Below are 11976 nucleotides of genomic sequence, written 5' to 3'. Positions count from 1 at the left end.
AGGGGGGATCTATAAATACATTCGCCTGCCTATGTTGGCAGACAGGCATTAAGATTCTCAGAGTTTTTTATAGACAATGAAAAATTTTGATGCAAATCGGGATAATGTTAAAATTTTTGAAGAAGTATATGGTTCCGAAATTTCGGAATGAAAACCCTTTCGCTTACGCTGTAGCTTTAGCGAAGGAGCATGGGAGCAAAGATAATAAACAATCTGACTGCGTTAAAATTTTTCTCAATAGCTTGTGCCTCCGCTAAAGCTTCAGCGACACGCGGAATGCTATTCAGAAAAATTTGTGCATTGCATCTTATTCATTATCTTTGTTTCTTAAAAGAAATGTATTTAAAGAACCCCCCTTTATTATGTACAAATTTAAAATATTATTTGCCACTTTATTGGCATTGATTATTCTCAGCTGTAAAAACATGGAGAAAGTCGATTTAATAGTAAAAAATGCAAAAGTATATACAGTTGATAGTTCATTTAATATTGCCGAAAGTTTTGCAATAAAAAATGGGAAATTTATTTCCATAGGTTCAAATGAGGAAATTGAAGAAAAATATATTTCAGATAATATTATTGATTTAAATGGAAAAATAGTTTACCCCGGATTCATTGACCCACATTGTCATTTTGTTGGATACGGATTGTACAAACAAAGACCAAATTTTACAGGAACAAAATCTTTTGAAGAAGTATTGGAAATTGTTAAACAATACGCAAAAAAATACAATTCAGAATGGATTATTGGTAGAGGATGGGATCAAAACGATTGGGAAGTTAAGGAATATCCTGACAACAAAAAGTTAGACAGCCTTTTCCCTAACCGTCCTGTAATTCTGTACAGGATTGACGGACATGCCGCTATTGCAAATTCAGAAGCTTTGAAAATAGCATCTATTACCATTGATTCAAAAGTTGATGGTGGAGAATTTTTGAAAAAAAATAATCAACTTACAGGTGTACTCATTGATAATGCAATGGATATGATTAGTAATATTATTGATGACAATTCTGATGAAGATATTTTTAATGCTTTAAATATCGCACAAGAAAATTGTTTTGAAGTTGGATTAACTAGTATTTATGATGCAGGATTAGACAGAAACGTAATTGAAGCAATAGACAAAATGCATAAATCTGGAAAATTGAAAATGAGAATTTATGCAATGCTTTCCGCAAATGATGAGAATATTGATTTTATAAAAGAACATGGAATTTATAAAACTGAAAGGCTAAATGTTAGATCTATAAAATTATTTTCAGATGGTGCACTCGGTTCACGTGGTGCTTGCCTTATTGAAACATACTCCGATGATACAGCAAATTATGGCTTAATGGTACATGATGATGAGTATTTTTTTAAATATTGCAATATCGCTATCAAAAATAATTATCAGATTTGCACTCATGCTATTGGTGATTCAGCATGTCGCTATGTTTTAAAAACTTATGGACAACATTTAAAAGGCAAAAACGATAGAAGATGGAGAATTGAGCATTCACAAGTTGTTAATGAAAATGATTTTCCATTGTATAAAAGATATAGCATTATTCCCTCAGTTCAAACAACTCATGCAACATCCGACATGTATTGGGCAGTTGACAGGTTAGGAAAAGAAAGGATAAAGAATGCTTATGCCTACAAAAAATTACTTAAGCAAAATGGCTGGTTAGCAAATGGAAGCGACTTCCCGATTGAATCAATAAATCCTTTATTCGGATTTTATGCAGGTACTGTTCGCAAAGACCAAAAAGCTTTTCCCGAAAACGGTTTTTATCCTGAAAATGCTTTAACTCGCAAAGAAGTATTAAAAGCAATGACAATTTGGGCGGCAAAATCAGGCTTTGAAGAAAATGAAAAAGGAAGTATTGAAGTTGGAAAAGTTGCTGATTTTGTTGTTTTAAATGAAGATATTATGACAATGGATTTAGAAAAAACATTTAAAGCTAAAGTACTTAAAACCTATATTGGCGGTGAGCAAGTTTTTCCTGCCAAAAAAATTGATTGACAAAACCTTATATGAAAAGAATGAAAAAAATAATAACATTACTGATTGTTATTTTCATAGGAGCAACAACACAAAGTTATTCTCAGGAATTAGCATGGTCGGTTGCAAAAAAAGTTAAATCAAGAATTATTTACACCAATATCTTAGGGGCATTCAACAACAGTTATTATGTTGTAAGATTCAACAAAAAAACCAAACAAACTTTTATCATTGAACGATACAATCGTAAATTGAGTATTGGAAATGAGTTTGAATTCAAACTTAACAAAAAATACAATGTGGACAAAATAATCCTTTTAGATGGGAAAGTACTCATTTTTTATTCAATTTATGACAGAGGTGAAAAAATCTATAATTTATATTGCGATATACTTAACAGCAATTTAAATGTTATAAAAAAAAGAAGGTTTGTTACATCAACAAAAGTGAAAAGTTCAAATGAACACTTGTTTAGAATAGAAAAGGATATTGCTTCCAAGCAATTTTTAGTTTTTTATCCTTCTGAAATTATAGGAGATAACATTAAATTTGGCTTTTATGTAACAGATGTTAATTTCGCAAAACACTACCACACAAAAGTAAATATCGGTTTTGCAAACGATTTTAAAATAGAGGATATTTACTTATCCGAAAAATCAGTAGGAGTAATTTTATCTTCTCAATTTGGAAAATTACTTAACAAAAGGAAACAACTTTCTTTTTTATATTATGATTTTGAAAAAGAAAAAAGAGAGTTTGTAAATCTGTTTAATGATTCAATCAAGTTTACCAATGTTGCATTTAAGTACGATTTAGTTAATAAATCTTTCACTCTTAACGGATTTTATTCCTATTTAAAAGAAAGAGAATCTATTGGCGTTGCTTTCCTAAACATCAACAAATTAGATGATAGAAGAACATTCAGATACATCAGATTTTCCGATAGAATTATTTCCGATATAATGGGACGAAAAAAAACTAAGGGAAACATTGAAGATTTTTATCCTCGAGAAGTTACAATGAGAAATGATGGTGGAATTATTTTTTCGGGCGAATATTTTGATGTTCAAAAGGAGTACTACAATGATTATTATAATTTTAATTTAAGTTATGTTAAATATTACTATCGATACAGCGATGTTTTTATTATGTCAATAAATCCTGATGGAAATGTTGACTGGTTTGAAATAATTAGAAAAGATCAGGTTACAATGAATGATGATGGATATTATTCCTCCTTTTTAATAGGAAATTCTTATGACAAACTTCTTGTTTTATATAATGACTTGGAAAAAAACAAATGGAATTTAATGTCAAACCAAATTAATCCTAATGGTAAACTAGAAACTAAAATTCTTGTAAACGGAAATCAGTTTGACGGATATTTAATTCCCAAAATCGGCAAACAAGTCAATTCAAATGAAATTCTCATTCCCGGGTTTGGGAAGAAAAAAGGCTTTATTCTTTTAAAGATAAGAATATAAAAAAACCGCCCGAAGGCGGTTTTTAATTTAAAATATGAAATTATTAATTACAACCCGTATCCAAGTCAGCAGGTTTTGAATACTGAGGGTCATTTAGTAAGTCATGATCAGTGAGAGTCCCAAGAAAAGCAATAAGGTCATCTTTTTCTAATTCCGTTAAATGAGTACCACCATAATAAATCCATTCCATTAGTGGGTCAACATAAGGTGAATTAACAAGATGATCACTATAAAAATCAACAACCTCCCTAAGTGTTTTAAACCTACCGTCATGCATATATGGTCCGTAAAGTTCACAATTTATAAGTGATGTTGCTTTATAAGCACCTCTGTCCATTTCGTCTTTTGTAACACCGTATCTGTCTCTTGGATCTTGGCAAGGTCCTGTAAAACAAGAATCTTTTGCATTGTTATAAAATTCATTTGTTGTAAGTAATGCTGTTTGACCATGACAATGAAAGCAATCTGCTTTTTCGGACATTAACCATTCAAATCCTCTCATTTCATCAGGTTCAAGAGTAACACCTTGCTCATGCCTTAGCCATTTATGAAACTTTGTTCTGTACGAAATAATAGTCCTTATATATTGTGCAAGGGCTTTTGATATTCTATCATAAGTAATTTCTTCGGTACCAAATGCATCTTTAAACATTGGTGGATATATATCAATACTTGCAATCATATCCACGGTTTGTTGTATTGAACCATTCATTTCATGTTGTGCAACTATTCCCATCCAAACAAGAGATTCTATGTTTTTGAGATGATATTGTTCTTCTGCAGGAACTCCATAAGCTGCCAAACCAAGCATTGTATTATTTTCACTTACAAGTCCATTCCATAAGTAACCATTATGATTATAAACAAGGTTTACAAGCGGAAGTGGGTAATGAGGTGTAAGTTTCCCATTAGGATATTGAGCATCAGGTATTCCGTGAGGATGTCCATCAACAAAATCAGGATTATTAAATCCAACTTCAAATCCTTTTTCTTGAATATGGCATGTAGCACAACTCATTTGTGAATCACATTCAGTTCTGCCAGACATTCTACCATCATAAAATAAGTATCTTCCTAATTTAACACCTTCTACTGTTGTAGGATTATCATCAGGAATATTCAAATCTGTAGGAAAAAATTTAGGTGTAGGAAATTTATAAGCTGTAGGTCCTTTATCAGGAATATCCGGAGGATCTTCTTTACAGCTTGAAAATAAAACAATAGAGAAGGATACTACAATTAATATTGTATATAAAATTTTGTACTTTTTCATAATATTATTTTTTTAAAGGTCAGAAATATCACTAACAGAAAAAACGTCAACACCATTTTCTTTTATTGCTTGTAAAGCATTTTGATATTCCATAGTTTCACTACCAAAATAATCAAAATCATAAGAATTGGGATTTTTAAACCAATTCTCAACATTCATTCTTAAAGTAATTTGCTTTTTGCCGTTTTCAGCTAATGTGAACGAAGAATTGTCAAGCGTTATTTCAAACCAATTTTGAACAAAAATATAACTGCCGTTAGCATCTTTAATTCTTACTAAGTTAGAATCTTGTTTTTGTCCAACCCCAAGATGATACTGATAACCTCTGCGGTAATTATTTGATTCCATCAACCAAAATCCATTAAGTTTTAGGTAGTGGAAACCACCTTCATCACCACCAAGATGAGAAGGCCAATACATCGCAGAAAGAGGATGATTTACAAACATATAGGGTTCGTTTTTTTCTCCTCTAAATCCAAAAATAAATGATACTGATTTATATTCCCCAATACCAATTTTGTCAGGAACATCCCATGTTTGAGTTGAAGGAATATCAGTATCAATATAATGATAAAAAGTCCAACCATTGAGCAATTGTGTGTCTCCATTAGTTTTATGAAGAACAACATCAGAAATAAACCACTGAATTTCACTAACTTCATAATCGTTTCCTGCATCATTTTTATAAACCATTTTATCAAACTGAATATCAGCACCATTAATCTTGTGTTCAAACTTGAAAACAACTTTTCCATAAGGTTCTGCCGGATCAGGATTATCATCACAAGCATTGAAACTTAGTGTCCCTAAAAAAAGAAGGCTCACTAGTAAAATTTGATATATTTTTTTCATAATGTAAATATTTAATTAATTTAAAAAAATTTTAATTATTATTTGCAACCTGTATCAAGATCTGCAGGTTTACTAAAATTTGGATTACTAATAAATTCATAATCAGTAAGTGTTTTAAGAAAAGCTATTAAATCATCTTTTTCTAATTCAGTTAGATGAGTGCCACCATAATAAATCCATTCCATTAAAGGGTCAACATAAGGTGAATTAACAAGTTCTTCACTGTAAAAATCAACAACCTCTCTAAGTGTTTTAAATCTACCATCATGCATAAACGAATTTCTTAGTTCAACATTTCGTAAAGTAGGAGTTAAGAATGCACCTTTGTCCATTGGGTCTCCTGTTATTGAAAATCTATCATCTAAACCTACAAAAACAGAATCTTTAGCATTATTTGAAAATTCATAAGTTGATAAAAGTGCAAATTGTCCATGACAATGAAAACAGTCAGCCTTTTCGGACATTAAAAATTCAAAACCTCTTGATTCTGCAGGAGATAAAGATGGTATTTCATGTCTTAACCATTTATCAAATTTTGAATTATATGAAATTAGTGTTCTCATAAATTGAGCAATAGCTTTTGAAATTCTTTCAATAGTAATTTCTTCTGTACCAAAAGCCGCCTTAAACATTGGCGGATAGATGTCAATACTTTCAAGCATTTTGATAGCTCTTTCATGTGTAGTAGCAAATTCATTTTCTAACAAAAATACTGCTGTAGCATCTTCTTCAATTGATGAAACAGACCCATTCCAACCAAAATGACTTGGAATTCTGTAAAGAAAATTAACATGGGGCATAACTGTTGTACCCGGTCCAAATCCCATTACTCCAATTCCTTTTCCATTAGGATCTGATGAAACAAATCCTTTTTCTTGTACATGACATTTAGAACAAGAAATCATTGAATCACAATCTGTTCTTCCTGCTATCCTTCCATCATAATAAAGATATCTTCCTAATTTAACACCCTCCACAGTAGTAGGATTATCATCAGGAATATTTAAGTTTGTAGGAAAATAAGCAGGTGTTGGAAATTCGTAAGCTGTCGGTCCAGTCGGTTCAGGATTGGGCTCATCTCCATTATCATTACACGAGCTTAATAAAAATATAGTTGAAAGTAAAACTCCAAGTATTGTCAATAAAACATTAAATTTATTTTTTTCCATAATTATTTTTTAGTGCAAATTTAAAAGAAAAATAATAAGAAATCTATATTTATGAGTATATGTATAAAAAAACATCGAAAGGTAAACAAAATTTTTAAATTTTTTTAAAATAATTTACAAAGCAAAGTAAAACAAAGACTTGCAAATTCATCTTTTTTTAAAAAAAATTGTATTTTTGATTTATAATTTAATTTGGGTTTTAAGAGAACATTAGGTAAAAAATAATATTTTGATTTTATCAAAAAATAGAATACTGGAAGAAATTGAAAAAAAGAGCATTTTAATTGAACCTTTCGATAAAAAATGTCTTGGACCTAATTCTTATGACATTCATCTAGGTCGCTATCTTGCAGTTTACAACTCTCACACTCTTGATTCCAAAGAAGAAAATGTGATTGAAGAAATTACAATCCCTACTGACGGTTATACTTTATATCCGGGGAAAATTTATCTGGGAGTTACAGAAGAATACACAGAAACACTACAACACCTTCCTTTTTTAGAAGGCATTTCAAGTGTAGCAAGGCTTGGCATAAATGTAAATCCCTCATCAGGAAAAGGAAATATCGGACATTGTAATACATGGACTTTAGATATTAATGTTGTTCAGCCAGTAACCGTTTATCCGGGAATGCCTATTGCACAACTTTTCTTTTTTAAAACCGAAGGTAAAACGGAAGAAGGATATAATAAAATGAAAAATGCAAAATATAGTTCAAGGTCATTAAAACCTGTTGCTTCTAAAATGTGGAAAAATGATTGGTAATGAAAATTATACCAATTTAATTTCAAAACGCCTGATAAATAAATTAAATTATAATTTTCTTTTTTTAGGCAAAAATTCTTTGCATAACTTGTTCCGCACTTGTTTCGGAAGCTATAGCTACGGAAATAATTTTTAACGACAAAAAAGGGAAATAGAAATGATTTATATCGGGTGTTTTGATGTTAATTTGGTATTAAACATCACTTCATCCACCCACCAAGCTCCCTACCTAACAATTCAGAAGTTCTCTGAATATCATCCCTGAAAATGTCAAGTAAAAATTCTTTATCCTTTTTATTAATTTTCGGTATGTCATTATTCGAAAAGTAATATTTATCGAGTTTTGTCAAAGATTTATCAGAAAAAATATTCTGAATCATTTTTTTAATTCCCGATTTTGTTAAAAATTCATTGAGAAACTTGAATTTAGGAACTTTGCGTGCATTAAAACTCTCGGAAGTATCAATATTTAAATTTTTAAGCTCAAGGAAATCAAAGATACTTTTTATTGTTTTTTCCTCATCTGTTTTCAGGTCTTCAAAAAATAAAATTTGAATATTCCTTTTTGGAAAAACATCAAAATATCTTTTTAACTGCAAATGATATTGCCCGAGTTCAACAAAAAGTTCGGAAATACCCCAAGCCTTTTTTGTTGAGTTCAAATCTTTTTCAACCGCTTCCCTAAAAGGAAGTTTTGTATATCCAAAACGTAATGCCATAAGGTAATGAGAGTATGCTCTGTCTATAGGATTTCTTAAAATTGCAATAATTTTTGCATTAGGGTTATAAGTAAAAATATTAGTTGCTGCATTCTTTGAAAATAAATATGAAGTACTACATTCACCTATTGCAGTTTCCCTTTTTACATTTTTAAATAATCTTTCGTATTGCAATTTTTTCCTTACAAATGACAAGTGTATTTCTTCCAATTTATTTTTAGAAAAATATGAATCAGTATCAAGAAAATTATTTTTTTTATAGGTAGAACTAAACTTTTCAACTAAGATATCATCCGAAAAATAATTAGGTTCTTTTATTGGGCTAAAATAAATATCAGGATGTTGTTCAAGATATTTAAACAGCGATGTTGTTCCCCCTTTTGCAGCTCCTATTATAAAAAAATTTGCCTTTTTAGCCATTACCTAATTTTAAATTAAAAGGATAAGTAAGTATTTTATGATATTTATAAATATAAATTACCGCCAGTGTTTTCCAAATAATTGTACTTGTCATTGTTGCAATTGCTGCACCCATTATTCCATATTTCGGTATTAAAAAATAGTTTAAAGCAATATTTAAAACTGTTGCTAAAAGAATAATATTCCTTCCCGTTTTTTCTTTGCCTGTCATATTTAAAATATGCATTGCCGAGCCAGAAAATGCACTAAAAAACTGTCCTACTCCAAGAATTATTAATGCACTTTTTCCTAGCTCAAATTCTTCTCCGAATAAATGCAATAAAAAATTTGGAATTGCAATAATAGCAATAAAAACAGGCAATGATATTAGTGTATTGATTAATGTTGTTTGCTTAATAATTTTTCTTAATCCGCTTTTATCATTTTGCGAGTAAAGTTCTGCAAATTTTGGCGATGCGATAGAATTTATTGCAGTAAGTCCTACAACATTTAAAGCCGCAATTTTTACAGCTATGTTGTAAATTCCCACGGATGCTTCATCAGTAAACACACTAAGCATCTGAATGTCTGTCCAATTAAGAATAAGAAACAAAGAATTTGTTAACAGCATTGGTAAAGAAACCGATAGCATTTTTTTCAAAGGATAATCCTTTTTAAAAGTATCAGATTTTTCTTTTGAAAAGTTTTTAAAAGAAATTTTTATAATAAAAAAACTAAAAATCATTAGTGTAAAAATAGAAATTCCCAATGAAGGCAAAATGAAATCAGAGCTAATTGCTGAAAAATAAATTACAAAAATAAATACTAGAGTGAGAAGCAAAATTGATCCGTTTTGGAAATAAGAATATTGAGTTATTTTTTTTAATCCCCGAACAGATTCTGCATTAAAGCTCATAATTGACATAGGAATAACAGTAATAGCTATTACAATAATCAACTTATATTTTTCTGCTGATTCAAAGTAGAAATTGCTCAATTGTTTAGAAAAAATAAATATCAAAATAAAAACAATTATGCTTGAAATACTTACAATACTTAGCCCTGTGAAATATAAATTTTTTATATAACTATTCTTTTTGTTTGCAACAGATTCCGAAATAAATTTTACAATTGAAGTATCAAGACCAACCTTGGCAAGAACGGCTCCTATCATAAGCACTGTCCAACAAACGGAAAAAATTCCCACAACTTCCGCATCAAAAAAACGTGCTAAAAAAAAGTAAAACAAATAACCAATTCCTATACCTCCAACTTTGAAAATAAAAGCTACGGAACCTCCTTTAAAAACTTCAACAAGGTTTAAATCGTTTTTTATGTAGTTAATAATTTTCAAATGTTTTATTTATTTGTTTTATTTCTAATTGCTAACAATTCCTGTGCTGCAACAAAAGGACTTATTTTATTTTCAAGAACATCTTTTTCAAATTGATTTATATTTTGCTTAATATTTTCATCATTGTAAAAATAACTTTTCAATTGCGAATTAATCGTTTCGTAAAGCCAGAACTTTAACTGCTCTTTTCTGTTAGTTTGAAAGCTTCCGTTATTTTGAGTTAAATTTTTAAATTCAAGTATTTTTTGCCATACCTTATCAATTCCTTCACCCGATACTGAAGAGCAAAAACCGGTGTATGCCTGCCAGCCTGATGGCTTTGCAGGAAAAAGATGCAATGTGTTTTGATATGTTTGTTTTGCATTTTGAACTTTTTCAATAGTATTCTCATCAGCTTTGTTGATAAGAATCATATCAGCAAGCTCCATAATTCCTCTTTTAATTCCTTGTAACTCATCTCCTGCACCGGCAAGCATAAGCATCAGAAAAAAATCTACCATTGAATGAACTGTTGTTTCGGACTGACCTACTCCTACTGTTTCAACAAAAATTATATCAAATCCTGCAGCTTCACACAAAAGAATTGTTTCTCTTGTTTTGCGAGCAACTCCACCCAAAGTACCTGATGCAGGTGAAGGGCGAATAAATGCATTATGAGTTGACGAAAGTGCCGACATTCGTGTTTTATCACCAAGTATGCTTCCTTTACTTCGGCTACTGCTGGGGTCAATTGCCAAAACAGCAACTTTTTTCCCTTGCTTTACAAGCTCCTTTCCAACTGCTTCTATAAAAGTGCTTTTGCCAACTCCGGGAATTCCGGTAATTCCAATTCGTATTGATTTGCCTGAAAAGGGCAAGCACTTTTCTATTATTTTTTGTGCCTTTTGTTGATGAAGTGGCAGTGAGCTCTCAATTATTGTTATGGCACGACTTAAAGTTGTTTTATCTCCTTTTCGGATTCCCGAAATAATTTCATCAATTGAAATTTCTGTTGATTTTTTATGTCTTAATTTTTTTATTACATTAGTGTTCAAATAAGAAGGCTGCTTTACTCCTTTGCTAACAGATAAAAATTTTCCCTTTGAATTTTTATTTTCCATGTTAATGAGTTTGAGTATAAATGCCTTTAAATATTTTTAAAAGATCTTTTTCAAGTGATTCAATTGGAGTTTCTATAATTCTGCCTAATTCGATTTTTTCTCTATAAATAATGAATGTTGGAACTCTAACAATATTTAAATAATCGGTAGGAACAGTCCCTGCAATTCTGTTTCTGTCAACACAAATAATTGTTAAATTTTTGTTATCAAATTCCAAATAATCAAGCACTGTCATAAAATGAGGAAAATGCTCTCTACTATCGGAACACCAAGTTCCAAGAACAATTTTTATAGAAATATCAGTTAATTGAGGCTTTATGCTGTCAAGAATTTTCTTCTGCAAATTATATTTGTAACTATTAAATTCAGGTTTATACCATTCTATAAATTTATCTTTTAAAAAAGCATCTAAAGTACATTGCCCAATAAGAATAACCTCTCCTGTTTTATTGTTCGTTAGTTTTTGATTTATCCCTTGAGAAAAAGATGTATTTATTTGAAACAGTATTATTAAAATGAAAAATGATTTTAAAATGATTTTCATGTGATTTTTATTTTTTTACAAACTTAATATTTTATTAACTTTCTGATTAAAAACTTATAAACAGCAAAGACTATGCTTTGAATTTATTTTAATGCTAGATCATTTCGCTTTATACTTATTCAAAAATTGAAAAATATCAAATAAAAAATATTATTTATAGTCTTTTTGTCAACTGTGTCCTACTTTTATTACTATAAATTTCTATTCGTTTTTAATAATGACAGTTTAACCTATACAAATCATCTGATTATTGTAATTCTTCCGTTTTTATTTCTCCATCCAACCAATTCATTGTAATACCAAAGAATGTAAGCATAAGTTTCCA

General features: G+C 30.0%; 10 protein-coding genes. 3 read left to right on the top strand and 7 right to left on the bottom strand.

Annotation, left to right across the window (positions count from 1 at the left end; genetic code table 11):
* Positions 1-425: 425 nt before the first annotated feature.
* The gene (locus U9R42_08200; GenBank protein MEA3496001.1) at positions 426-2012 is read left to right on the top strand and encodes an amidohydrolase family protein; all 1587 of its coding nucleotides are present in this window, start codon (positions 426-428) and stop codon (positions 2010-2012) included.
* Between the two features lie 20 nt (positions 2013-2032).
* A complete protein-coding gene (locus U9R42_08195) occupies positions 2033-3475 on the top strand; it encodes a hypothetical protein (protein MEA3496000.1) in 1443 nt (480 codons plus the stop codon).
* Positions 3476-3518: 43 nt separating this feature from the next.
* Here U9R42_08195 and U9R42_08190 read toward each other — a convergent pair whose 3' ends face one another.
* Genes U9R42_08190 through U9R42_08180 form a run of 3 tightly spaced genes read right to left on the bottom strand, consistent with a single transcriptional unit; the run spans position 3519 to position 6769 of the window.
* Complete coding sequence (locus U9R42_08190; GenBank protein MEA3495999.1) at positions 3519-4748, bottom strand: cytochrome c peroxidase; 1230 nt, start codon at positions 4746-4748, stop codon at positions 3519-3521.
* 12 nt (positions 4749-4760) lie between these two features.
* A complete protein-coding gene (locus U9R42_08185) occupies positions 4761-5600 on the bottom strand; it encodes an MbnP family protein (protein MEA3495998.1) in 840 nt (279 codons plus the stop codon).
* Between the two features lie 38 nt (positions 5601-5638).
* A complete protein-coding gene (locus U9R42_08180) occupies positions 5639-6769 on the bottom strand; it encodes a cytochrome c peroxidase (GenBank protein ID MEA3495997.1) in 1131 nt (376 codons plus the stop codon).
* A 229-nt stretch (positions 6770-6998) separates the two neighbouring features.
* Between U9R42_08180 and U9R42_08175 the strand changes: the two genes are divergently transcribed.
* Positions 6999-7535, top strand: coding sequence for a dCTP deaminase (locus U9R42_08175; protein ID MEA3495996.1), 537 nt, complete (start codon positions 6999-7001; stop codon positions 7533-7535).
* 200 nt (positions 7536-7735) lie between these two features.
* Here U9R42_08175 and U9R42_08170 read toward each other — a convergent pair whose 3' ends face one another.
* The 4 genes from U9R42_08170 to U9R42_08155 are packed head-to-tail and all read right to left on the bottom strand — an operon-like array spanning position 7736 to position 11651.
* Positions 7736-8674, bottom strand: a complete 939-nt coding sequence (locus tag U9R42_08170) for a sulfotransferase (protein ID MEA3495995.1) — start codon at positions 8672-8674, stop codon at positions 7736-7738.
* On the bottom strand, positions 8667-10007 hold the full coding sequence (locus U9R42_08165; GenBank protein ID MEA3495994.1) for a flippase: 1341 nt from the start codon (positions 10005-10007) through the stop codon (positions 8667-8669). The genes U9R42_08170 and U9R42_08165 overlap by 8 nt, the downstream gene beginning before the upstream one ends.
* 5 nt (positions 10008-10012) lie before the next feature.
* Positions 10013-11107, bottom strand: coding sequence for a methylmalonyl Co-A mutase-associated GTPase MeaB (gene meaB / locus U9R42_08160; GenBank protein ID MEA3495993.1), 1095 nt, complete (start codon positions 11105-11107; stop codon positions 10013-10015).
* Position 11108: 1 nt separating this feature from the next.
* Positions 11109-11651, bottom strand: coding sequence for a thioredoxin (locus U9R42_08155; GenBank protein MEA3495992.1), 543 nt, complete (start codon positions 11649-11651; stop codon positions 11109-11111).
* Positions 11652-11976: the final 325 nt, after the last annotated feature.

The sequence above is a fragment of the Bacteroidota bacterium genome (assembly GCA_034723125.1).
GTDB lineage: Bacteria > Bacteroidota > Bacteroidia > CAILMK01 > JAAYUY01 > JAYEOP01.
The sequence above is the reverse complement of the archived record's forward strand: the minus strand, read 5'-3'. Positions and strand labels throughout refer to the sequence as shown.